At 71.8% G+C, this 21168-nt stretch carries 22 protein-coding genes and 4 pseudogenes; 7 read left to right on the top strand and 19 right to left on the bottom strand.

Annotated features, from left to right (window positions below; translation table 11 throughout):
- Position 1 precedes the first annotated feature (1 nt).
- Positions 2-670 carry a ScbR family autoregulator-binding transcription factor gene (locus JE024_RS07960; RefSeq protein ID WP_205372930.1) on the top strand — a complete coding sequence of 223 codons (669 nt, stop codon included), beginning with the start codon at positions 2-4 and terminating at the stop codon, positions 668-670.
- Between the two features lie 126 nt (positions 671-796).
- Here the strand turns inward: JE024_RS07960 and JE024_RS07955 are convergent, their stop codons facing one another.
- From JE024_RS07955 to JE024_RS07910, 10 genes and pseudogenes are all read right to left on the bottom strand, one after another.
- A complete protein-coding gene (locus JE024_RS07955; RefSeq protein ID WP_205372929.1) occupies positions 797-1453 on the bottom strand; it encodes a ScbR family autoregulator-binding transcription factor in 657 nt (218 codons plus the stop codon).
- Positions 1454-1552: 99 nt separating this feature from the next.
- Positions 1553-2797: an NAD(P)/FAD-dependent oxidoreductase gene (locus JE024_RS07950; protein WP_205372928.1), complete on the bottom strand. Its 1245-nt coding sequence runs from the start codon at positions 2795-2797 to the stop codon at positions 1553-1555.
- A gap of 442 nt (positions 2798-3239) precedes the next feature.
- Positions 3240-3434, bottom strand: coding sequence for an acyl-CoA carboxylase subunit epsilon (locus tag JE024_RS07945; protein ID WP_205372927.1), 195 nt, complete (start codon positions 3432-3434; stop codon positions 3240-3242).
- Between the two features lie 14 nt (positions 3435-3448).
- On the bottom strand, positions 3449-4993 hold the full coding sequence (locus JE024_RS07940) for an acyl-CoA carboxylase subunit beta (protein WP_205372926.1): 1545 nt from the start codon (positions 4991-4993) through the stop codon (positions 3449-3451).
- 76 nt (positions 4994-5069) lie between these two features.
- Positions 5070-5501, bottom strand: coding sequence for a hypothetical protein (locus JE024_RS07935; RefSeq protein ID WP_205372925.1), 432 nt, complete (start codon positions 5499-5501; stop codon positions 5070-5072).
- Between the two features lie 128 nt (positions 5502-5629).
- On the bottom strand, positions 5630-6427 hold the full coding sequence (locus JE024_RS07930) for an AfsR/SARP family transcriptional regulator (RefSeq protein ID WP_205372924.1): 798 nt from the start codon (positions 6425-6427) through the stop codon (positions 5630-5632).
- Between the two features lie 493 nt (positions 6428-6920).
- A pseudogene (locus tag JE024_RS07925) lies at positions 6921-7015 on the bottom strand.
- A gap of 38 nt (positions 7016-7053) precedes the next feature.
- Positions 7054-7145, bottom strand: a pseudogene (locus JE024_RS07920).
- Positions 7146-7183: 38 nt separating this feature from the next.
- Positions 7184-7275 (bottom strand): annotated as a pseudogene (locus tag JE024_RS07915).
- Between the two features lie 38 nt (positions 7276-7313).
- Positions 7314-7405, bottom strand: a pseudogene (locus tag JE024_RS07910).
- A gap of 174 nt (positions 7406-7579) precedes the next feature.
- Here JE024_RS07910 and JE024_RS07905 point away from each other — a divergent pair.
- The 6 genes from JE024_RS07905 (at position 7580) to fabI (ending at position 13003) form a co-directional block, all read left to right on the top strand.
- Positions 7580-8575 carry a DUF2156 domain-containing protein gene (locus tag JE024_RS07905; RefSeq protein ID WP_205372923.1) on the top strand — a complete coding sequence of 332 codons (996 nt, stop codon included), beginning with the start codon at positions 7580-7582 and terminating at the stop codon, positions 8573-8575.
- A gap of 49 nt (positions 8576-8624) precedes the next feature.
- Entirely contained in the window at positions 8625-8852 is a 228-nt protein-coding gene (locus JE024_RS07900) for a hypothetical protein (RefSeq protein ID WP_205376770.1), read from the top strand.
- 314 nt (positions 8853-9166) lie between these two features.
- Positions 9167-10264 (top strand): fatty acid desaturase family protein, encoded by a 1098-nt coding sequence (locus JE024_RS07895; RefSeq protein ID WP_205372922.1) that lies wholly within the window; start codon positions 9167-9169, stop codon positions 10262-10264.
- A 230-nt stretch (positions 10265-10494) separates the two neighbouring features.
- Complete coding sequence (locus JE024_RS07890) at positions 10495-11904, top strand: MFS transporter (RefSeq protein WP_205372921.1); 1410 nt, start codon at positions 10495-10497, stop codon at positions 11902-11904.
- 2 nt (positions 11905-11906) lie between these two features.
- Positions 11907-12233, top strand: coding sequence for a ferredoxin (gene fdxA / locus JE024_RS07885; protein ID WP_205372920.1), 327 nt, complete (start codon positions 11907-11909; stop codon positions 12231-12233).
- Entirely contained in the window at positions 12230-13003 is a 774-nt protein-coding gene (gene fabI, locus JE024_RS07880) for an enoyl-ACP reductase FabI (protein ID WP_205372919.1), read from the top strand. The genes fdxA and fabI overlap by 4 nt, the downstream gene beginning before the upstream one ends.
- Before the next feature lie 70 nt (positions 13004-13073).
- Here the strand turns inward: fabI and serS are convergent, their stop codons facing one another.
- From serS to JE024_RS07835, 9 genes are all read right to left on the bottom strand, one after another.
- On the bottom strand, positions 13074-14351 hold the full coding sequence (serS, locus tag JE024_RS07875; RefSeq protein ID WP_205372918.1) for a serine--tRNA ligase: 1278 nt from the start codon (positions 14349-14351) through the stop codon (positions 13074-13076).
- A 355-nt stretch (positions 14352-14706) separates the two neighbouring features.
- Positions 14707-15927: a beta-ketoacyl-[acyl-carrier-protein] synthase family protein gene (locus JE024_RS07870; protein ID WP_205372917.1), complete on the bottom strand. Its 1221-nt coding sequence runs from the start codon at positions 15925-15927 to the stop codon at positions 14707-14709.
- Entirely contained in the window at positions 15927-16157 is a 231-nt protein-coding gene (locus JE024_RS07865; RefSeq protein WP_205372916.1) for a phosphopantetheine-binding protein, read from the bottom strand. The genes JE024_RS07870 and JE024_RS07865 overlap by 1 nt, the downstream gene beginning before the upstream one ends.
- 107 nt (positions 16158-16264) lie before the next feature.
- A complete protein-coding gene (locus JE024_RS07860) occupies positions 16265-17272 on the bottom strand; it encodes a beta-ketoacyl-ACP synthase III (protein ID WP_205372915.1) in 1008 nt (335 codons plus the stop codon).
- Complete coding sequence (locus tag JE024_RS07855; protein WP_205372914.1) at positions 17269-18252, bottom strand: ferritin family protein; 984 nt, start codon at positions 18250-18252, stop codon at positions 17269-17271. Before JE024_RS07855 ends, JE024_RS07860 begins: the two co-directional genes overlap by 4 nt.
- Positions 18249-18803, bottom strand: a complete 555-nt coding sequence (locus JE024_RS07850) for a flavin reductase family protein (RefSeq protein ID WP_205372913.1) — start codon at positions 18801-18803, stop codon at positions 18249-18251. Before JE024_RS07850 ends, JE024_RS07855 begins: the two co-directional genes overlap by 4 nt.
- Positions 18800-19336, bottom strand: coding sequence for a hypothetical protein (locus JE024_RS07845; protein ID WP_205372912.1), 537 nt, complete (start codon positions 19334-19336; stop codon positions 18800-18802). Before JE024_RS07845 ends, JE024_RS07850 begins: the two co-directional genes overlap by 4 nt.
- 20 nt (positions 19337-19356) lie before the next feature.
- On the bottom strand, positions 19357-19839 hold the full coding sequence (locus JE024_RS07840) for a type II toxin-antitoxin system RatA family toxin (RefSeq protein WP_205372911.1): 483 nt from the start codon (positions 19837-19839) through the stop codon (positions 19357-19359).
- Between the two features lie 2 nt (positions 19840-19841).
- Positions 19842-21125: an aspartate aminotransferase family protein gene (locus JE024_RS07835; protein ID WP_205372910.1), complete on the bottom strand. Its 1284-nt coding sequence runs from the start codon at positions 21123-21125 to the stop codon at positions 19842-19844.
- Between the last annotated feature and the right edge of the window lie 43 nt (positions 21126-21168).

The following is a 21168-nucleotide window of genomic DNA, read 5'->3' as shown; positions in this document are numbered from 1 at the left end:
CATGGCCAGGCAGGAACGGGCAGAGGTCACCCGCAGCGCGATCATCGACGGGGCCGCGCGGGCCTTCGACGGCACGGGCTTCTTCGGCACGAGTCTCAGTGACATCGTGAAGGAGGCGGGGGTGACGAAGGGTGCCCTCTACTTCCACTTCGCCTCGAAGGAAGACCTGGCCCAGGCCGTGATCGGCGAGCAGTTCTCCATCTGGGAGACCCTGCGCGACCTCGACCGCCCGGGCGTCCAGACGGTGATCGACCTGGTGCACACGATGGCCCAGCAGCTCCAGGAGAGCGTCCGTGTGCGGGCCGGGATCAGGCTGGTGATCGAGCAGTCGACCGCCCTCGGCGCCAACGCCGGGCCCTACGCCAAGTGGATCGATCTCATCCGCAACTGCCTCGCCCAGGCGCAGGGGAGGGGCGATATCAAGCCGGAGATCGACGTCGCCGACGCCGCCAACGTGATCGTCGGCTGCTGGACCGGTCTCCAGCTCTCGTCCCAGGTGCTCACCGGCCGCCGGGACCTGTCCGAACGCACCACGCAGATGTGGCGGATGATGCTCCCCGGGCTGGTGCCGGTGCGCCGGCTCGCCCGCTTCCATGTGGACGGCACTCCCGGCCTGCTGGACCACACCCGCGAGGCGGCGCTGGTGCGCGAGGGCGTCGAGGTCGGCTGACCCCGGCCGCCGCGCCCCGGGCCCGCGCGCCGGTCGTCCGGCGCCTCGCGCCCGCGCCGCCCGTGCCCCGGGTCCGCGCGCCCCGGGCGGCGCGCCTCGCGTCCGCGCGCCTCGCGTCCGCGCGCCTCAGAGCTGCGCGGCGAGCTCCGGGTGGTCGGTGCACCGGTCCGGTGCGGAGGTGCGGAAGGTTCCCACCAGGGTCGGCGGCGCGATGGCCGGCAGCAGCAGCTCCCAGAGCTCCGAGAGCTGCCGGGAGGAGTCGCCCTCCGGTGCGTCCGCCCAGCTCAGCGCCTCCACCGAGAACAGTGTGGTCGAGGCCAGCGCGCGCGAGGCCCGGCCGGAGAGCGTGTCCAGCAGTTCGTGCTGCCGGGCCGCCCGGGCGAGCAGCCGGTCCGCCGCCTCGTACCACAGGGCGTGATGGTCGAAGTCCTGCGCCACCGGCTCCGGCCGCTCCCGGTGCAGCCGCATCGCCGCCCGCACCGGCGGCTCCAGGCGCACCAGTTCACTGAGCTCGTGACTGAGGTCGATCAGCGACTGGAGCGGCGAGCCGCCCTCGCACGAATCGGCGACGGCGTCCTCGAACAGGCCCTGCGCGAGCCCCAGCACCGCCATCGCCACCTGGTCCTTCGAGGCGAAGTGGAAGTAGAACGCGCCCTTCGAGACCCCCGCCGCACGGGTGATGTCGTCGAGGCTGGTGCCCCGGTAGCCGTTCTGCTCGAACTGTTCCGCCGCAGCCGTGATGATCCGTCGGAGTGTGCGCTCGGCGCGCTCCTGCTTGACCATCGGGGGCCTCCTCGCTCTCGCCGTCGCGCGGCCCTTGTGAAACCGGTCGAACGGTATGTTGTAGGTCTGTATATACAGGTCACGGTGGCCGTTGCCGGCTCAACCCACCGTGGCCGCCGCGCCGTCGGCGACAGCCGACTTCAGCGGCACGTCCGCATCGGCCACCCGCTCGCGCACGAGCGGCGCCCCCGAGGCGATCAGCCGCTTGCCCTGGGCCAGGTCGCGCGCCCTGCCGACGGACAGCACCGCCACCAGCCGCTCCTCGCGCAGCCAGCACACGCTCCAGGCGTCCCCGTCCGGATCGCCGCGCCGCACCAGGGTGTCCGCGTCCGCGTGGTGCCCCGCGTACTGCACGAACCGGCCGAACTGCTCGGACCAGAAGTAGGGCACCGGGTCGTACACCGCGCCCGCGCCGCCCGTCAGCGAGGCCGCGACCGCGCGCGGCCCCTGGAGCGCGTTGTCCCAGTGGTGCACCAGCAGCCGGCCGCCGAACCGGGCCGAGGGGAACGAGGCGCAGTCGCCGACCGCGTACACGTCGGGCACCGACGTCCGCAGGCCCTCGTCGGCCAGCACGTCGCCCCGTGCGCCGATCGCCACGCCCGAGCCCGCCAGCCACGCGGTCGCCGGGCGCGCGCCGACCCCGACGAGCACGGCCCCGGCCGTCAGCCGCTCGCCGTCCGCCAGTTCGACCGCGCCGTCCTCGATCCGCCGGACGCCCACGCCGGTGCGCAGCTCCACCCCGGCCTCCCGGTACCAGGCCCGCATGGGGCCGGTGACCTCCGCCGGCAGCGCCCCGGCGAGCGGCCGGTCGGCGGCCTCGACGACGGTGACACGGCAGCCCGCGGCGGTCGCCGCCGTCGCGAACTCGGCGCCGATCCAGCCCGCCCCGACCACGACCACCTCGCGCCGCTCCGCGAGCACGGGCCCGAGCCGGCGCGCGTCGTCCAGGGTGCGCAGCTCGTGCACCGACGGGAGGCCGGCCGCACCCGGCAGCCGCACCGGCTCCGCGCCGGTCGCCAGCACCAGCGCGCGGTACCCGACCGGCCCCCGCGCGGTGTCCAGCTCCCGCGCCTCGGGCCGCAGGCCCCTCGCCCCGCAGCCCAGGCGCACCTCCACGCCCAGCGCGTCGAAGTCCACGTCGAAGCGCACCGCGTCGGCGTCGCCGCCCAGCAGCACCGACTTCGACAGCGGCGGCCTGTCGTACGGCCGGTGCGGCTCGTCCCCGAGCAGCAGCAGCGGACCGTCGTAGCCCTTCTCCCGCAGCGCCACCACGGTCTGCACCCCGGCCGCACCTGCCCCGACGACGACCACGGGGTGCCCCTCGCCCGCCTGCTGCACTGCCATCGGAACCTCCCGGTAGTGAACGCCTTTTCCCATCGTGTCGCCGTGACCTCGCCCGGTCGCGGTCGGCGACCGCAGTCTGGGGGGAAGTAGGGGGCCGAATTCGCGGTCCGTCCGGTCGGCGCTCCGCCCCGGGGGGAGTGGTCCGGGGCGCGGTCACCGCCGCCGCGGAGGGCCGGCGCCGTGGAGTGCCGGCGGGCGGGCGGTTGTCGAGGGGCTCCCTCGGGTCCGCCGTGTCCCACGCGTTCGCGCGGAAGCCGCGCCGGAGGAAGCCGGCGCGGCCCGCTGCCAAGCCGAACCCTCCCGGTTCGCACGTGTGCGAACCGGGAGGGAAGGGCGGAGCGGCTTCCGGGAGGCCTTTCGGATGCCGTCCGCCGCCCTGAGGGCTGTCCCGCGGTCCCCGGCAGGCGTGCGACGACAGCCGCGGCACCTCGTCGGACAGTCCTTAGGGGGCCTGCCAGCTGTGGGGGGCGTGGAATGCGTCGGGGCGCCAGGCGGTGGTCGGGGCCGGGGGGTCCGTCTCGGTCGCGGAGGCGGTCATGGAGGGCCGGGAGAGGAAGAGGACCGTGAGGGCCGCCAGTTCCTCAGGGGTCACCGCGCCCTTCTCGATGCGTATGCAGGCCGTGGACGGAATGGTCATGGCGGGGACTCTCCTCACTGAGGGGGGTTGCCGTGCTTGCGGGCGGGACGGTCGACGTGCTTGGTCCGCAGCATCGCCAGGGAGTCGATCAGCACCTCGCGGGTCCGGGCGGGGTCGATGACGTCGTCCACCAGGCCGCGTTCGGCCGCGTAGTACGGATGCATCAGCTCGGCCTTGTACGCCTTGACCAGCGCGTCGCGTTCGGCCTCGGGGTCCTCCGCCTCGGCGATCCGGCGACGGAAGATCACGTTGGCCGCACCCTCCGCGCCCATCACCGCGATCTCGTTCGTGGGCCACGCGTAGGTGAGGTCGGCGCCGATGGACTGGCTGTCCATGACGATGTACGCGCCGCCGTACGCCTTGCGGAGGATCAGCGAGATGCGCGGCACGGTCGCGTCGCAGTACGCGTAGAGCAGTTTGGCGCCGTGCCGGATGATGCCGCCGTGCTCCTGTCCGACACCCGGCAGGAACCCGGGGACGTCGAGCAGTGTGACGAGCGGGATGCTGAAGGCGTCGCACATCTGCACGAACCGTGCCGCCTTCTCGCTCGCCTCGACGTCCAGCACGCCGGCGAGGACCCGGGGCTGGTTGGCGACGATGCCCACCACCTGTCCGCCGAGCCTGGTCAGCGTGCAGATGATGTTGGGGGCCCACCGTTCGTGGACCTCCAGGTACTCACCGTCGTCGACGATCTCCTCGATCACGTGCCGCATGTCGTACGGGCGGTTGCCGTCCACCGGGACCAGGTCGGCCAGGGAGTCGCAGCTCCTGTCCGGCGGGTCCTCGACCGGTGACGAGGGCGGTGTCTCCCGGTTGTTGCCCGGCAGCAGGGAGAGCAGGTAGCGCACCTCCTCCAGGCAGGTCTCCTCGTCGTCGTAGGCGAAGTGGCACACCCCGGACGTCTCGGCGTGCACGTCCGCGCCGCCGAGGCCGTTCTGGCTGATCTCCTCGCCCGTCACCGCCTTGACCACGTCGGGCCCGGTGATGAACATCTGCGAGGTCTCCCGGACCATGAACACGAAGTCCGTCAGGGCGGGCGAGTACGCCGCGCCGCCCGCGCACGGGCCGAGCATCACACTGATCTGGGGGATGACCCCGGACGCCTTGGTGTTGCGGCGGAAGATCCCGCCGTAGCCCGCCAGGGCCGTGACGCCCTCCTGGATCCGGGCGCCCGCGCCGTCGTTGAGCGAGACGAGCGGGGCGCCCGCCGACAGGGCCAGATCCATGATCTTGTGGATCTTGGCGGCGTGGGCCTCGCCCAGTGCTCCGCCGAAGATACGGAAGTCGTGCGCGTAGACGAAGACGGTGCGGCCCATCACGGAGCCCCAGCCGGTGACGACTCCGTCGGTGTACGGCCGCTTGGCCTCCAGCCCGAAGCCGGTCGCCCGGTGCCGGCGCAGCGGCTCCACCTCGTGGAACGACCCCTCGTCGAGGAGCAGGCCGATCCGCTCCCGGGCGGTGAGTTTGCCCTTGGCCTTCTGCGCGGCGGTGGCCTTCTCGCTCGGGCCCGCGTGCACCCGCTCGCGTATCTTGGCCAGCTCGGCGACGTGGAACCGCATGTCTCCCCCTACCGTTGGTCGGCAGCCCCGGCGGCATCGTCCGGTGGCGAGGCGATCGATGAGCTGTGACGGAAACTCAGTTGCCGAGCTTGCGCAGGCCGTTGATCTGCAGGACGGCGAAGCCGCCGACGACGGCCGCCTGCATCAGGATCCAGACGGTGCCCACCGTGCTCGGACCGAACCAGCCGAACGCGGCGGTCGCCACGCTCGCGACCGTCCACAGCAGGTTGGCCTCGATGACCAGCTTGGTGGGGCCGGACGCGGGCACCTTGCGGCGGGCCAGCACGCCCACCAGGACGCCGTACACGGTGAGGAACGCGCCGATGCCGCGCAGCAGCCCGGCGTCCAGGCCGAGCAGGTCGCCGACGGGGCCGGCGGCGATCAGGTAGATGAGGCCGTTGCCGGCGGTCACGACCGCGTCGAGCCCGAGGAACATGCGCAGAGGGCGCGCGGCCGCCTCGCGTGCGGTGGTGTCCGCGGGGTGGACGGAGGTCTGGGATGTCGTCATGGGGGTCTCCGAATGTCTTGGGGGGACTGCCCGGTCGCGTGTCCGCCGGTCCCGGAGATCCTCGCAACACCGGCTGACCCGGAGCTGACGCCGGGCTTACCCGGCCGCGGAACGGGACGGGAGGGACCTCACGCCGGCTGGAGCACCACCGGTGCCGGGGAGACGGAGGCGAGGGAAGGGTCGTGGGAGAGGATCGCGTTCTCCACGCGGCGGAGCGAGGGCGAGGGTTCGATGCCGAGCTCGTCCGAGAGGTGCTGCCACATCCGGCGGTAGACGTTCAGCGCGTCGGCCTGACGGCCCGAGCGGTACAGGGCGATCATCAGCTGCTCGCAGAAGCGTTCCCGCAGCGGGTGGTTGGTGTGGGCGTCGTGCAGCTCGGCCAGTACGGCGGCGTGGTTGCGAAGGCTCAGCTCGGCGTCGAAGCGGAGCTCCATGGCCCGCATGCGGTGCTCCTCGTAGCGGCCGCAGGCGAGCTGGCAGAGCGTGCCGCCGGTGAAGTCGCCGAAGACGGGGCCGCGCCACATCGCGAGCGCGTCCGCCAGCAGACGGGCGGTGCCGGCCGGGTCGCTCGCGGAGGCGACCTCTGCCTGCCGGACGGTCTTGGTGAACTCGATGGCGTCCAACTCGCCCTGGCCGACGGTGAGCCGGTAGCCGGAGGGGTGGATGGTGACCCGGGAGGTCACCCGGTCGGGTTCCAGGCTCTTCAGCTTCCGGCGCAGGCGGCTGATGTGGGCCTGCAGGGCGTTCGCCTGGTTGTCCGGGACCGAATCACCCCACATCTCCTCGATCAGGCTCTCGCCGGAGATGGACTGTCCCTCGTTGACGAGAAGCGTCTGGATGAGGGTCCGTTGGAGATCACCGGAGATCTCCGCGGGACCTAACGCGGTGCGGATCTGGAGGGCGCCGAGAATCGAGAAGCTCAGCATGACGTTTTCCCCCTTGGCGTTCGGGCGGCGAAGACGGCTGAACACGTGCGGGGGACCGTTGCGGCCGTTGAAGCCGACAGCCTGGGCCCCGGAGGCGGCGCGTGGCGACCTCCGGGGTCTGCGGTACCGGCCCCGGAGCTTCCTCCCGCATGCATCCTGCCACAGAATAATTCCTTTGAGAAGGTATTTTTCTGTGGGCCTGTCGCCGGCGGGAAGGGGGTGGTGCCGGGGGGATGCGGTGGACGCGGACGGCCCGAAAGGGGGAGCGGGCCACGCCAACACCTCGACGGGCCCCACGCGATGGTGGCGGCCCGTCGAGGTGGGTGCTCCGCCGGGACGGGGGGTGCCGGGCGGATTCATCGGCGTCCGGGGCCGCGCTGCCGTTGGGGGCGGATGCGCGGGTGGCGGATCGCCGTGACTGCGAGCCCCGTGCGGGCCGGCCGGTCATCGACAAAGGGGGATGTCCGGCGGCCGGTGACGGCGGGTCTCGACATGGCGGAGAGGGCAGGATTCGAACCTGCGTGGGTTTTTAGGCCCGACCTGAAAGTGTTTTCCTGGTCCCCGATGAGCCGCTCCGGGCACCTCTCCTGGTGGTGACGTTGGCTGGTGGTGTGCCGGCCGTGTCGCGGAGAGGGCAGGATTCGAACCTGCGTGGGTTTTTAGGCCCGACCTGAAAGTGCTTTTCTGGTCCCCGATGAGCCGCTCCGGGCACCTCTCCTGGTGGTGACGTTGGCTGGTGGTGTGCCGGCCGTGTCGCGGAGAGGGCAGGATTCGAACCTGCGTGGGTTTTTAGGCCCGACCTGAAAGTGCTTTTCTGGTCCCCGATGAGCCGCTCCGGGCACCTCTCCTGGTGGTGACGTTGGCTGGTGGTGTGCCGGCCGTGTCGCGGAGAGGGCAGGATTCGAACCTGCGTGGGTTTTTAGGCCCGACCTGAAAGTGCTTTTCTGGTCCCCGATGAGCCGCTCCGGGCACCTCTCCTCGTTCCCGGCTTCCGGTTTCCCGTGCCGTTCACGAGAACAACATTGGCAGGGGGCTCTGATAGGACGCTGACATCCCTCTGACGTGGTCGGCGAATTGCATTCCGGTCTTCCCCTCGGCGCGGCGTCGGTGCTCTACTCGCAGCAAAGAGAATCGTTCGAAAGGAGTACGGGCATGCCCGCGACCACGGCGGACACCTCGGTTCTCGAGGCGATCCGGACACACACCCTGAGCGAGAACGCCAGCGCGTTCCTCGCGCTCAACAGCGGCAACAGCACCTTCACCGTCCCCGGCGCCGACGGTGTCGTCGTCTACCGCCGTACCGGCGGCTTCGCGGTTCAGTTCGGGGGGCCCTTCGCCGCCCCCGACGCCTACGACACGCTCCTCGACGGCTTCCGCGGGTACGTGAAGGACGAGGGGCTGGAGCTCGTCGGCGTGCAGCTCCAGCGCGCCGACGCCGAGCGCTACGCCGCGCGCGGCTTCACCGTCAACCAGGTGGGCGCCTCCTGGGCCGTGCGGCTGCCGGAGTTCTCCCTGCGCGGCACCCGCTTCATGCAGCTGCGCAACAAGATCTCCCGCGCGCACCGCAACGGCCTCGTGATCAAGGAGGTCACCGCCGACGACTGGCAGGGCGCGATAGCGGCCATCGACGAGGCGTGGCTCGGCTCCAAGGGCGGCGCCCAGCAACTCGAGTTCCTGGTGGGCCAGATCGGCGGCGATCCGCAGACGCACCGCCGGCTGTTCGCGGGCACCATCGACGACGTCCCGGTGGCGTACATCTCCTACTCGCCCGTGTACGGCGAGCGGGCCGGCTGGATGCACGACCTGAGCCGCCGTGTGCCCGAGGGGTCCCCGGGGCTGATGGAGGCCATCAACGCCCACGCCATCGAGGTCTTCCGTGCCGAGGGGGTGGAGTGGCTGCACTTCGGCTTCACCCCGTTCACCGGGCTCGACGCCGGCCACGAACTCGGCGGCCACAGCCCGGCGTTCCAGTGGCTGATGCACGCGCTCTGGGCCGAGGGGGCCGCGCTGTACCCCGCGCAGACCCAGCTTTCGTACAAGCAGAAGTGGGCCCCCGACGAGCTCATCCCGGAGTACGTCGCCTTCGACCGGCCGACCGCCTCGATCGCCGGCTTCGCGCACGTCTTCCGTGCCTGCAAGGCCTTCTGATACACCTTCCGCGCATCACCGCCATCACACGACGAGGAGAACCGGAACAGTGAGCGACAGCAACGGGACCACGGCCGCCACCACCGAAACCACCACCACCGACACCACCACCACCGACACCGGCACCACGGCCGTCGAAGCCCTCCAGCAGGGCTTGGTCGGTCAGCTCATGGCCGTCATCGGAGCCCCCGACGACAAGGACGTCGCCCGTGCCGCGGACGACATCGTCCAGCAGCTCGACGCCCGGCTCCGTGCGGCGGGGGCCGCCGCGGCCTGAGCGGAGGCGACGAGGCCCGCGGCGCCCGAGGGAAACGGGGCACGCGGCGCCCGGAGGGATCAGCCCTCCCGCGGCCGGGCCGATCAGCCCGGCATCAGTGTCACATCAGCGGGGCACGGAACGCTGGACACGCGTTCGCCCGGCGGCCCGGGTCCGGAGTGCCCCCACCGCTCCGGCGTCCCCGGCCGGCGGGTGGGCGGCGCCCACCTTCCGTCACCGCCCACGGAAGCACCGTCGAACCCCGGCGCAGCCACGTCCCCCAGGGCGGCGGCGCCGCCGCCCGCTTCGGGCACATCTCCCAAGGAGCGCAACGCATGCAGCGTCCGCACGTCCAAGAAGCCCAGGCCGCCACCGCTCCCAAGCAGCGCGGCGGTGCCTCGGCCACGTTCGCCGAACTCCTCAAACGCGTGAAGGCGGAGGGTCTCCTCGACCTCGATCCGCGGTACTACATATTCCGCCTGGCGCTGAACACCTCGCTCATCGCGATCGGGTTCGCCGCGTTCTTCGCGCTCGGCGACTCGTGGTGGCAGCTGACGGTGGCCATGTGGATGGGGCTGTGCGGCGGCCAGTCCGCCTTCATGTGGCACGACGCCGGCCACAAGGCCATGTTCCGCAGCAAGAAGGCCGCCTCCGCCGTCGGTTACATCCACGCCAACCTGGTCAACGGCGTCAGCTTCGGCTGGTGGGTCAACCACCACAACCGCCACCACAGCAACCCCAACCACCTGGACATGGACCCGGACATCGGCCGGCGTACCGCCATCTTCGACATCAAGCAGTACCCCACCCGGCACGGCACGCAGAAGTTCGTGGTGCGCTACCAGAGCGTGCTGTTCTTCGTGCTGCTGGTCCTGGAGTCCTTCAAGATGCTGAAGACGGCCGTGCTGTCCATCGCGCAGGGCAAGACCAAGCGTCCCGTGCTGGAGACGTTCCTGCTCGTCGCCCGGGCGGCCGTCTACCTGACCCTGGTGTTCACCGTCCTCTCGCCCGTTCTCGCGGTGGCCTTCGTCCTGGTCCAGCAGGCGGTCCTGGGCGTGTACTTCGGCATGATCTTCGCCCCCAACCACAAGGGGATGGCGATCCGCGACGGTGACGAGGAGACCCTGGACTGGCTGGAGCGCCAGGTCCTCACCTCCCGCAACATCCGCCCGTCCCTGCTGATCGACTTCCTGTACGGCGGACTCAACTACCAGGTCGAGCACCACCTGTTCCCGGCGATGCCGCAGAAGAACCTGGCCCGGGCACGCGAGTTGACCCGGGAGTACTGCGCCGAGCGCGGCGTGCCCTACCACGAGGTGGGCTTCTGGGCCTCGTACCGCGAGGTCGCCTCGTTCCTGCACGAGGTGAGCGCACCGGTGCGGCGAGGCGACGTCGAGGAGCAGATCCGGCTGAACGCGGACCGCGCCGCCTGACGATCCCCGGGCGTCACCGCCGCTGACGCCGCTCCCTGTCCACCCCCCTGGGGCCGGAAGGCCCCGCTCCCAGGGTCTGCCGGTCGATCACGACGGGCCCGTGCGGGGCGGGGCCCCCGACCTCGCCGGTGCACCGTCACCGCCGTGCCCGGCCACCTCCGCCCCGCGTTCCGCGGGCACCGGGCCGCGCTGTCCGCCCCCGGCCCGAACGCACCCTAGGAGCCACGCGCATGACCCAGACCACCACGGCGGTGAAGCAGCCTGTCACCCCCGCCTCGATCGGCGCCCGGCTGGACCGGATGCCGATCACCCCCATGCACCGCAGCCTGACCGCGGTCATCGGGATCGGCCTGCTCTTCGACACGTTCGAGAACAGCCTCTCGGGCACCATCGCCAAGGTGCTCCAGGACGACTTCGCCTTCGGGGCGACGTCGCTCAAGCTGGTCCTCGCCTCCGTCTTCATCGGCCAGTTCATCGGCGCGCTGGTGCTCGGCCGGGTCGCCGACCGGCTCGGGCGGCGCCGGGCCTTCCTGATCAACCTGGCGATCTACTCCGGCTTCTCCCTCCTGGGCGCGTTCTCGCCCAACGCGGAGTGGCTGATCGTGACCCGCTTCCTGGCCGGCATCGGCATCGGCGCCGAACAGTCGCTGTCCGACTGCTACCTGGCGGACGTGCTGCCCGCGGCAAAGCGCGGCCGGTTCATCGCCTGGGCGTACACCATCGCCTTCTGCGGAGTGCCCGCGGTCGGCTTCGCGGCCCTGTGGCTGGTGCCGCTGAGCCCGCTGGGGGTGGACGGCTGGCGCTGGCTGTTCGTGATCGGGGCGCTCGGCTCGGCGGTGGTCTGGGTGCTGCGCCGGCGGCTGATCGAGTCGCCGCGCTGGCTGGCGGCGAACGGCCGTACCGAGGAGGCCGACCTGCTGGTGTCCCGGATGGAGGCCCAGATCCCGGCCGGCCAGGCCGTCGAGGAGCTCCCGGCCGGGCACGAGACGGCCGTCGCCGGGCGGACCAGGCTCCGGGACATCTTCGCCCGCGGGCTGAGGCGCCGCACGGTGATGCTGTGGATCTTCTGCTCGCTCTCCGTGGTCGGCTACTACGGCTTCGGCACCCTGGCCCCGCAGATCCTCGCGGCGAAGGGCTACGACATCGTGGCGGGCCTGGGCTTCACCGCCCTGTCCTTCCTGGGCTACCCCGTCGGCTCGGCGCTGTCGCTGCCGATCATCGACCGCATCGAACGCAAGACACTCGTCGCGCTGTCCGCAGGGGCGATGGTGGCCGCCGGAATGGGCTTCGCCTTCACCGACTCGGCCGTCCTCATCGTCACCTTCGGCTTCGTCTACACGCTGTGCAGCAACGTCTTCTCCAGCGTGTCGCACGTGTACCTCTCCGAGCAGTATCCGACGGCGATCCGGGCCACCGCGTCCGGCATGGCGTACTCCCTGTCCAAACTCAGCGCCGCCGCCCTGCCGTTCGTCCTGCTGCCCGTGCTCGACTCCTACGGACCGGGTGCGCTGTTCGGGGTCATCGCCGCCTCGATGGTCGCGCTGGCCGTCACCGTCCTCACGCTGGGCGAGCGCACCACGGGTGTCCCCGTGGACCAGGTCAGCGTCTCGCCCGCCGCCCCCACCACGAAGTGGAGTTGATGATGTCGTACGTCATCGCCCTGCCCTGTGTCGATGTGATGGACCGTTCCTGCATCGACGAATGCCCCGTGGACTGCATCTACGAGGGCCGGCGCGCCCTCTACATCCAGCCCGACGAATGCGTCGACTGCGGTGCCTGCGAACCGGTGTGCCCCGTGGAGGCCATCTACTTCGAGGACGACGTCCCCACCGAGTGGGGCGATCACCGCGGTTCCAACGCCGACTTCTTCACCACCCTCGGGACGCCCGGCGGGGCGGGCGGTCTCGGAGCGCTCGACCACGACTCCCCCCTGGTCGAAGCCCTGGCCGCGAAGGCGGTGCGGTCATGAGCGGCCTCCTCGCCGGCAAGCGCATCCTGGTGACGGGCGTCGTCACGGACGCGTCCATCGCCTTCCACGTCGCCCGGCTCGCCCAGGAGGAGGGCGCCGAGGTGGTGCTGACCGGCTTCGGCCGGCTCTCCCTCATCGAGCGGATCGCGGCCGGGCTGCCCAAGCCGGTCCCGGTGGTCGAACTGGACGTGACCGACCAGACCCATCTGGACACGCTCGCGGAGCGGATCGGCGCCGCCGCGGACGGCTGGGACCGTATCGACGGCGTCGTCCACTCGATCGCGTACGGGCCGCGGGGCGCCTTCTCCTTCCTCGACGGCGACTGGGCCGACGTCTCGACGGCCGTCCAGGTGTCCGCGTACTCGCTGAAGTCCCTGACCACCGCGTGCCTGCCGCTGATGGAGGACCGGGGCGGCTCGGTGGTCGGGCTCACCTTCGACGCGACGGTCGCCTGGCCGCGGTACGACTGGATGGGTGTCGCCAAGGCAGCCCTCGAATCGACCAGCCGCTACCTCGCCCGCGACCTCGGCGGCCGGGGCATCCGCTGCAACCTGGTCGCGGCCGGCCCGCTGCGCTCCATGGCCGCCAAGTCGATCCCCGGCTTCGGCGAGCTCGCCGAGGTGTGGCAGCAGCGTGCCCCCATCGGCTGGGACCTCGTCGACCCGGACCCCGCGGCACGCGGTGTCGTCGCCCTGCTGTCGGACTTCTTCCCCCGCACCACCGGGGAGATCGTCCACGTCGACGGCGGGGTGCACATGATGGGCGCGTGACACGCCCGCAACCGGGAGGGCGGGCCGTCCGGAGTGATCCGGACGGCCCGCCCTCCCGGCGTGCCGGGTGCTACGCGGTCGTCCCGCCCGGCAGGATCCGGCGGAATCCGGTGTACGGGGCGAGGGCCTCGGGCAGCAGCACCGAACCGTCCTCCTGCACGCCCTGCTCCAGCAGCGCGGCGACGGTCCGCCCGACGGGCAGGGCCGAGCCGTTGAGGGTGGCGGCGGGCCCCTTGCGGCCGTCGGACCGCCGGTGGCGGATGCCCGCGCGGCGGGCCTGGAAGGTGCCGCAGTCGGAGACGGAGGAGATCTCGCGGTAGGCGCCGCTGCCCGGCAGCCACACCTCGATGTCGTAGGTCATCCGGGCGGAGAAGCCGAGATCGCCGGCGGGCAGCAGCACCACGCGGTGGGAGAGCCCGAGGCGGCGCAGGCACTCCTCGGCGTGCCCCACCATCAGCTCCAGCTGTGCCGGAGCGTCCTCGGGAGCGCAGACGCGGACCAGCTCCACCTTCTCGAACTGGTGCAGGCGCAGGATCCCCCGGGTGTCGCGCCCGTACGCCCCCGCCTCGGCGCGGAAGCAGGGGGTGCGCGCGGTGAAGGCGTACGGCAGGTCGCGTGCGTCCAGGATCTGCTGGGCCACCAGGTTGGTGAGCGGCACCTCGGCGGTGGGGATCAGGAACAGCTCCCGGTCGCCCACCTGGGTGCGGAACAGGTCGTCCTCGAACTTGGGGAGCTGGCCGGTGCCGGTCATGGTCTCGCGGTTCACCAGGAACGGGACGGAGTACTCGGTGTAGCCGTGCTCGCGGGTGTGGAGGTCGAGGAAGAAGTCGGTCAGCGCCCGCTCCAGACGCGCTCCGGCACCGCGGCCGACGCTGAAGCGGGCGCCGGAGAGCCTGGCCGCCGCAGGGTTGTCCAGGATGCCGAGCGACTCGCCGATGTCGGCGTGGTGCGGGGCGTCGCCCCGCTCCCGCACCGGGCCCCAGCGGCGGATCTCCACCGCCTCCTTGTCGGTGTCGCCGTCCGGCACCCGGTCGAGGGGGACGTTGGGGATGCCCAGCAGCAGCTCGGCCAGGTCGGCTTCCGCGGCCCGGGCCTCCGCCTCCGCCTGCTGCACGTCCGCGCGCAGGGCGCGGGCGGCCTCCTTCTCCTCCTCGGAGGGCGGTCCCGAGCGCCCGCGCGTGCGCGAGACGCGGTTCGCCTCCGTGCGCGAGCGGGTTACACCGGCCTGGGCCTCCGCCCGCCGGCGCATCGCCTTCTCCAGAGCGGCCAGATCGAGGCCGTAGCGGCGACGGGCCAGTCGCCGCACGGCGACCGGCCCGTCCTCGAGCAGTTCACCGGGGTCGTGCATGACGGACTCCTAAGGGGGGAGGGGCCGCGGTCGGGTGCGTGCCGGCCGCGGCGGGACCAGTCGGCGCCGGCCGGGCGGTGCCCGGACCGCGCCCGGGAACGACAGAGCGGTACGCGTGCCGGGTCCGGGCCTGCCGGAAGAGGGTGCGGGGGTGCCGGGTCCGGACGTACCCGGCGAGGGGCCGGGACGTGCCGGAAGCGGTGTGGAGGTGCCGGAAGAGGTCGGAGGGGCAACGGGCCGTGCCGGAAACGGGCCGTGCCGGAAGAGGGCGGAGGGGCAACGGGCCGTGCCGGAAACGGGCCGGGGCGGACGGCTCCGAGCCGTCCGCCCCTCCCGTGCCCCGGTGCCGGGGCTCTCAGGCCGGCGCGATCGCCAGCGCCGTGTTCTGGCCGCCGAACCCGCAGGAGTTGCTGAGCGCGAGGTCGATGGGCATGCACGTGGCCGACTGCGCGAGCTTGATGTCGATCCGCCCGTCGGGGATGCGCAGACCCGCGGTGGGCGGAACCATCTCGTGTTCGACGCTCAGCAGGGCGAAGGCGGCCTCGACCGCGCCCGCCGCGCCGAGCAGATGTCCGGTGACTCCCTTCGTGGAGGTGACCAGCGGGTCGCCCTGCAGCGTCCGCTTGATCATGCGTGCCTCGGCCAGGTCGTTGAGCGGTGTCGACGTGCCGTGGGCGTTCACGTGCTGCACGTCGTCCGGATCCGCGCCGGCGTCGGCGAGAGCCGCACGGACCGCGGCCTCGATGCCGGCGCCGTCGGGGTGCGGAGACGTCATGTGGTGGGCGTCCGCGGTGGCGCCGAAGCCGATGATCCGGCCGTGGATGTGCGCACCGCGGGCCCGTGCGTCCACGACGCGTTCCATGACGAGGATTCCCGCCCCCTCCCCGGCGACGAAGCCGTCCCGGTCGGCGTCGAAGGGACGCGAGGCCGAGGAGGGGTCGTCCTCGCGCCGTGACAGCGCGCCCATCTGCGCGAATCCGGCCATGACCAGCGGAGTGATCATCGCCTCGCTGCCGCCCGCCAGCACCACGTCGCAGCGGCCGAGAGCCAGCAGGTCCCGGGCCATCCCGATGGCGGTCGCGCCCGAGGCGCAGGCCGTGGCCACCACGAGGTTGGGTCCGGTGGCTCCGAACTCGATGGCCGTCTGACCTGCCAGCATGTTCGGCAGCTGCATGGGCAGCAGCAGCGGGGACACCTGGGCGGCGCCCCGCTCCCGCAGTACGTCGTGCTGATCCTCGACCGTGCCGGGGCCGCCGTCCGCGCAGCCCAGCACCACACCGACCCGCGCCCCGTCCCAGGTGGTCGGGTCGAGACGGGCGTCGGCGACGGCCTCATGGGCTGCGACGAGGGCGAACTGCACGAACCGGTCCAGGCGGTGGGCACGCCGCGCACTGAGCAGCGCGTCCGGATCGAAGCCGGGAACCCTGGAGGAGATGCGTACGGGGTTGTTCGCCAGTACCGGATCGAGGGCGGCGGTCGGCCTGCCGTCGCAGACCGCCGCCCAACTGGGCCCGACCCCGATACCGCCAGGGGTGACCAGGCCGAGTCCGGTGACGGCGATGTCCATGCCGGCCATCAGACCTTCGCGCTCCGCTCCTCCATGAGCCGGACCATGTCGGCCACGGTCTCGGTTTCGAGAAGGTCGTCGTCGCTGATGTCCAGGTCCAGTTCGGACTTGAGCAGCAGCGACAGCTCCACCACGGCCAGCGAGTCCAGCTCGATGTCCTCCCGGGTGGCCTCCGGGGTGATCGCCTCGGGCGACACCTTCAGCTTGTTGGACAGGATTTCCTGGAGCTGCTCCAGCATGTCGGATCCTTTCGGAGGCGTACGCGACAGCGGCGTACGGGAGAGGTGTACGCGGATGCGTACGAAAAGGGCGTACTGCACTCGATCCCGGTCGGCAGGGGTGGCCGTCAGACCGGTTGGACCTCGGGCCACACCAGGGTGGTCGCCCCCCAGGAGAGGCCGCCGCCGAACGCGGTCAGCAGCACCCGGTGCCCTGCGGACAGCCGGCCGTCCGCGGCGGCCTGCGACAGCAGCAACGGGATCGAGGCGGCACCCGTGTTGCCGACCTGGGCGATGTTGGTCAGCTGCCGTTCGGCCGGCACCCCGAGGCGTTCCGAGACCGCGCCGAGGATCCGCGCGTTGGCCTGGTGGGCCGCGAACCGGTCGACGTCCTCGATGCCCCAGCCGGCCAGATGGGCCGCCTGCCGGGAGGCTTCGGTCATCCGCTCCACCGCATGCCGGTAGGTGTCCCGGCCGACCATCCGGAAGTACTGGTCGGCCGGGTCGGTCACGGGACCGGACGAACGCTGGCGCGAGCCGCCCGCCGGTACTTCGATGAGATGGCTGAGCTCGCCGTCGCTGCCGAGGACCATCCGCCCGACGGCGCCCGGTTCGCCGGCGGCGCCCGCCCGCAGCACCACCGCGCCGGCGCCGTCCGCGAAGATGACGGCCGTGGTGCGGTCCTCCGGATTGACGATCGTGGTGAACGCGTCGGCGGCGATGAGCAGCACGCTGTCGGCGACGCCCGCCGCGAGGAGTCCGGAGGCGGTGGCGAGGCCGTACAGGAAGCCCGAACAGACGGCTGCCACGTCGAAGGCCGGCACCTGCCCGAGTCCGAGCCGGGCGGCCACCTGCGGGGCGGTCGCCGGACACGGCTGGTCGGGTGTGGTGGTGGCCAGGACGACCGCCCCCACGTGCTCGTCACCCGCGGACTTGAGGGCCCGCAGTCCCGCCTCGACGGCCAGGTCGGAGGTGGCGGTGCCCGGTGCGACCACGTACCGCTCGGCGATCCCCGTGCGTGAGCGGATCCACGCGTCGGAGGTGTCGAGCCGCTGTGCCAGGTCGTCGTTGGTGACCAGGTCGGGCGGTGTGTACGCCCCGATCCCGGACACCACCGCGGCGCGCCCCCCGTTCATGCGCCGGCCTGCGGGCTGGAGAGGGCCTCCAGCGGCAGCCCCATGTAGGCCATCCGCGACTCCGCCATCTCGTCGGTCCAGCGCTCGGCCATGTCGTAGCGCTGCTCCGGCGTGGTGTCGAGCATCCGGACGCCCGGCCAGATCTCGTAGTCGCCGATCTTGTCCGCGTGCTGGGCCATGCCCTCCTGGAAGAGCTCCTCGCGGTGGATGACGAACTCGCGGTCGGGGATCTCGTCCCAGAGCCGCACACCGGCCCGCAGGATCTCCAGCAGGCGCGGGCGGTACTCGGGGTGGGCGGCCACGTGGTCGCGCAGGATCGTGCTGGCCACCGTCAGGTGCCTGATCTCGTCGATGGCGGTACCCCGCGAGATCTCGCCGGTGGCCGGCGACAGCGGTGTCCACTTGCGCTCGCTCAGCTCCGCCGCGGGGGCGAGCACCCCCTCGATGACGATGGCGAACACGGCGACGCCGCCCGCGAAGTCCGCCTGATCGCGGACGATGTCGAGGGTGAAGTCCACGACCGGGTCGAGGACCCGCTTGCGGTAGTCCGCGGCCATCTCGTCGATGTCCTTCAGGAGCGTCTTCTGCGGCACCCCCAGCTCCACCAGGTGGTTGCGGAACACCCGGGCGTGCCGCGCCTCGTCGACCAACTGGGTGGTGTAGAACTCCAGTTCGGGAATCCCCGGGGCGATGGCGACGTAGTGGCCGAGCAGCCGGGTCGCGATCTCCTCCGACAGACCGCGGAGCCCGAACTCCAGCACCAGGGCCTCGCGCAGGGGCCCCGGCTCCTTCAGGAAGTCGGGCACGAGGGCGTCCACGTGGTGCCCGGTCTCGCCCCGGTCGCGCAGCGTGCCCTGCGCCACCGAGGTGAACCAGTACGCGAGGTCGCACTCCTCGGGGCCGAGAGTCAGCTCCTTCGCTCCGTCGAGCAGACCGGGAGCCGTGTCCCAGTCCGCCTCACGTGCCACAGGACCGGTCATGACGCGGACGCCTCCTTCGCGGGGTACAGGGAGCCCGCGAACAGCTCCCCGGCGTAGCTGAACAGGGGTTGGTCGTCGCCGGCGTTCGCCCGGACGACATGGCCGAGCAGCAACTCGCTGTCGCCGGCCGTGTGGACGGAGTGGAAGCGGCAGGTGTAGTGGGCGAGCGCCCCGGCCAGGAGCGGCGCCTTCGCGTACGAGTCCGCCGTCCAGGCGAGTCCCGCGAACTGCGCGCTGCCGTCGGGGCGGGCGCCGTTCGCGAAGTGGTCGGCCACTTCGGCCTGCGCGCCGCTGAGGACGTTGATCGCGAACCTGCCCTCGGCGGCCGCGAGCCGTGCGAAGGACGAGCCGGCCCGCAGCACGACCCCCACCAGCAGGGGCGCTCGCGACACCAGCGTCACGGTGCTGGCCGTGGTGCCGTGCAGCCGTTCCCCGGAGCCGACGGTCAGCACCGACACGGGGGAGGCCAGGTGGTACAGCGCCCGCCGCCGGTCGGCCGGGTCCTGCCGCACGGGACGCCGCACGGTCCGCAGTTCGGTGGGAGCGGTCATCGCACGGCCTCCTGCGGCTGCCGGCGGGCCTGCGGCGCCGGGACGTGGCCCACCGGGACGGGCTCCGTGGCGTGGCCGACCGGCTTGGGGTGGGCCAGTCCCAGGTCGTCCAGCAGCCGCAGGTAGCCGGGCTGGCGCACCGGCTCGAAGGGCAGCGCGAACGACTTCATGAAGTTGCCGAACAGGCCGCGGTCACCGAAGAGGTGGAAGGGCAGTACCAGCAGCGCCCACTCGGGCTCCACCAGCCAGCACCACAGCGCCGCGACCGCGGCCTGGGTGATCAGGCTGTGCATGACGTTGTAGGCGACGTAGTAGCCCTTGTGGATCGGCCGTCCGCCGCTGCGTTTGAAGGCGATGGCGCCCGGGATGTAGCCGATCAGGTCGATGTACAGGAACAGGGCGATCGCGACCCACCAGCGGATCTCGCCGAAGTGGGCGATGATGAGACCGGTCGTGACGGCGAGGCCCACCAGGTACTCGGCCCGGTGCAGCGAGTACGTTCTCGGTGTCTCGAAGGGATTTGCCTGGTCCATGGTCAGCTCCTGTGGGCGTGCTAGGCGCCGAGGGCGGCGGGCTCGGTGAGGTCGACGGCGCCGGAGATGCGGACGGCGGGGAACAGGCCGGTCAGGGCCCAGGCCACGGTCTCCTTGATGACCCGCTCGGCGATCGGGTCGAGGATGCCCTCCAGGCTGGGGATGCCGAAGTCGAAGTCGGCGTCGAAGCGGACCGCCACGTCGTCGCCCGACTGCGTCACGGACCAGGTGCCCGTGAAGGAGTCGAAGTCGCCGTCGGACTGCTCGAAGCGGATCTCGCCCAGCTCGGGCAGGAAGGTGTCGTCCTCGGTCCAGCGCAGCAGGCCGCTGCGGAAGTGCAGCTCCCAGCTGGAACTGGAGTTCTCGTCCGGGTAGGTGGCGTGCACGGTGGTCGCCTTCACATGGGGCGCCAGGTCGGGGTACTTCTCCCAGCGCAGTACGGAGTCGAAGACCGTCCTGGCCTGCTCCGAGGGGACCAGCGCTTCCAGCTCTACGTGACGCATGATCAGTTGCCGCCTTCCGGCATCGTGGCCGCGCCCCGCACGAGGTCGCGGGTGGCCAGGTCGAAGGAGTTCAGGAGGAACTCCACGTCGACGTCGCTCATCACGGCGGGCGGGGTGAAGCGCACCACCGAGCTGCCGTTCATGGAGTGGTTGGCGACGACGCCGTGGTTGAACAGCTCGATCAGCAGCTCGCCGGCCAGCCCGGCCTCGACGAGCTCGACACCGATGAGCAGCCCGCGGCCGCGCACGTCGACGACGAGTTCGGGGATGTTGCGGTAGGCGATCTCCGAGATCCTCGGCAGCAGCCGCGCACCCAGGTCCATGGCCCGGGTGACCAGGCGCTCCTCCTTGATGGCCCGGATCGCGCCCTGGACGGCCGCCATCAGGACCGGCTGTCCGGAGAAGGTCGCGGTGTGGACGTAGGGGTCCTTGTCGAACGGGCGGAAGGCCTTGCGGGTGGCCACGGCCGCCGAGACCGGCAGCACGCCGCCGCCCAGCGCCTTGCCGGTGAGGAGCACGTCGGGAACCACGCCCTCGATGTCGGCGCCCCACCACTCGCCGAGCCGCCCGAAGCCGGACTGCACCTCGTCGAGGATCAGGAAGCCGTCGTACTCGCGGACCAGTTCCTCCACCCGCTTGAGGTAGCCCGCCGGCGGAATGATCACACCGCCCTCGCCCTGGACGGGTTCGAGGATGACGCAGACCTCGCCCGGATGGGCCTTCAGCTCCGCCTCCAGCGCGTCGGTGTCGCCGAAGGGGAGGTGCAGGAAGTCGGGGACCAGCGGACGGAAGGGCGCCTGGTAGACGTCCTTCGCGGTCGCGGACAGCGCGCCCAGCGTCTTGCCGTGGTACCCGCCGCGCATCGAGACGGTCCGCTTGCGGCCGCCGGCCCGGGCGAGCTTCAGGCCCGTCTCCACCGCCTCGGCCCCCGACAGGGCGAAGTGCACGCGGTCCAGGCCCTCGGGCATGACGGACACGAGCGCCTCGGCGGCGCGGGCCACGGTGGGCTCCAGCAGGATGCGCGTCGCGGTGGGGTGGGTGCGGAGCTGGCGCTCCACCTCCTCCATCACGATCGGGTGGCGTGCGCCCATGATGAAGACGCCGTACCCGCCCGCGTTGAGGAAGCGCTCACCGTCGCTGGTGGTGAGCCAGGCGCCCTCGGACGCCGTCTCCATGTGGCTGCCGAACAGCTCGGCGAGTGTGGCCCTGCCCTTGCTGAGATGGGCCCGGTAGAGGCCGAGGATCTCCGCCTCGGTCTCGGCGGGTGCTTCCTGGATGACGGTCACGGATCTCTCACACTCCAAGTCGGTGGGGGCGCTGTCGGCGGTG

This window comes from Streptomyces zhihengii, assembly GCF_016919245.1.
GTDB lineage: Bacteria > Actinomycetota > Actinomycetes > Streptomycetales > Streptomycetaceae > Streptomyces > Streptomyces zhihengii.
Note: the sequence above shows the minus strand (reverse complement) of the source record. Positions and strands in the feature narration are given on the sequence as shown.

Excerpts from the sequence above, each read along its gene's own strand:
- JE024_RS07865 (WP_205372916.1), bottom strand. The coding sequence starts at position 16,157 with ATGCTGGAGCAGCTCCAGGAAATCCTGTCCAACAAGCTGAAGGTGTCG.
- JE024_RS07940 (WP_205372926.1), bottom strand. The coding sequence starts at position 4,993 with ATGCGGTTCCACGTCGCCGAGCTGGCCAAGATACGCGAGCGGGTGCAC.
- JE024_RS07935 (WP_205372925.1), bottom strand. The coding sequence starts at position 5,501 with ATGACGACATCCCAGACCTCCGTCCACCCCGCGGACACCACCGCACGC.
- JE024_RS07945 (WP_205372927.1), bottom strand. The coding sequence starts at position 3,434 with ATGACCATTCCGTCCACGGCCTGCATACGCATCGAGAAGGGCGCGGTG.
- JE024_RS07870 (WP_205372917.1), bottom strand. The coding sequence starts at position 15,927 with ATGGCCGGCATGGACATCGCCGTCACCGGACTCGGCCTGGTCACCCCT.
- JE024_RS07890 (WP_205372921.1), top strand. The coding sequence starts at position 10,495 with ATGACCCAGACCACCACGGCGGTGAAGCAGCCTGTCACCCCCGCCTCG.
- JE024_RS07850 (WP_205372913.1), bottom strand. The coding sequence starts at position 18,803 with ATGACCGCTCCCACCGAACTGCGGACCGTGCGGCGTCCCGTGCGGCAG.
- JE024_RS07950 (WP_205372928.1), bottom strand. The coding sequence starts at position 2,797 with ATGGCAGTGCAGCAGGCGGGCGAGGGGCACCCCGTGGTCGTCGTCGGG.
- JE024_RS07845 (WP_205372912.1), bottom strand. The coding sequence starts at position 19,336 with ATGGACCAGGCAAATCCCTTCGAGACACCGAGAACGTACTCGCTGCAC.
- JE024_RS07860 (WP_205372915.1), bottom strand. The coding sequence starts at position 17,272 with ATGAACGGGGGGCGCGCCGCGGTGGTGTCCGGGATCGGGGCGTACACA.
- JE024_RS07905 (WP_205372923.1), top strand. The coding sequence starts at position 7,580 with ATGCCCGCGACCACGGCGGACACCTCGGTTCTCGAGGCGATCCGGACA.
- fdxA (WP_205372920.1), top strand. The coding sequence starts at position 11,907 with ATGTCGTACGTCATCGCCCTGCCCTGTGTCGATGTGATGGACCGTTCC.
- JE024_RS07895 (WP_205372922.1), top strand. The coding sequence starts at position 9,167 with ATGCAGCGTCCGCACGTCCAAGAAGCCCAGGCCGCCACCGCTCCCAAG.
- JE024_RS07955 (WP_205372929.1), bottom strand. The coding sequence starts at position 1,453 with ATGGTCAAGCAGGAGCGCGCCGAGCGCACACTCCGACGGATCATCACG.
- serS (WP_205372918.1), bottom strand. The coding sequence starts at position 14,351 with ATGCACGACCCCGGTGAACTGCTCGAGGACGGGCCGGTCGCCGTGCGG.
- fabI (WP_205372919.1), top strand. The coding sequence starts at position 12,230 with ATGAGCGGCCTCCTCGCCGGCAAGCGCATCCTGGTGACGGGCGTCGTC.
- JE024_RS07960 (WP_205372930.1), top strand. The coding sequence starts at position 2 with ATGGCCAGGCAGGAACGGGCAGAGGTCACCCGCAGCGCGATCATCGAC.
- JE024_RS07930 (WP_205372924.1), bottom strand. The coding sequence starts at position 6,427 with ATGCTGAGCTTCTCGATTCTCGGCGCCCTCCAGATCCGCACCGCGTTA.
- JE024_RS07855 (WP_205372914.1), bottom strand. The coding sequence starts at position 18,252 with ATGACCGGTCCTGTGGCACGTGAGGCGGACTGGGACACGGCTCCCGGT.
- JE024_RS07840 (WP_205372911.1), bottom strand. The coding sequence starts at position 19,839 with ATGCGTCACGTAGAGCTGGAAGCGCTGGTCCCCTCGGAGCAGGCCAGG.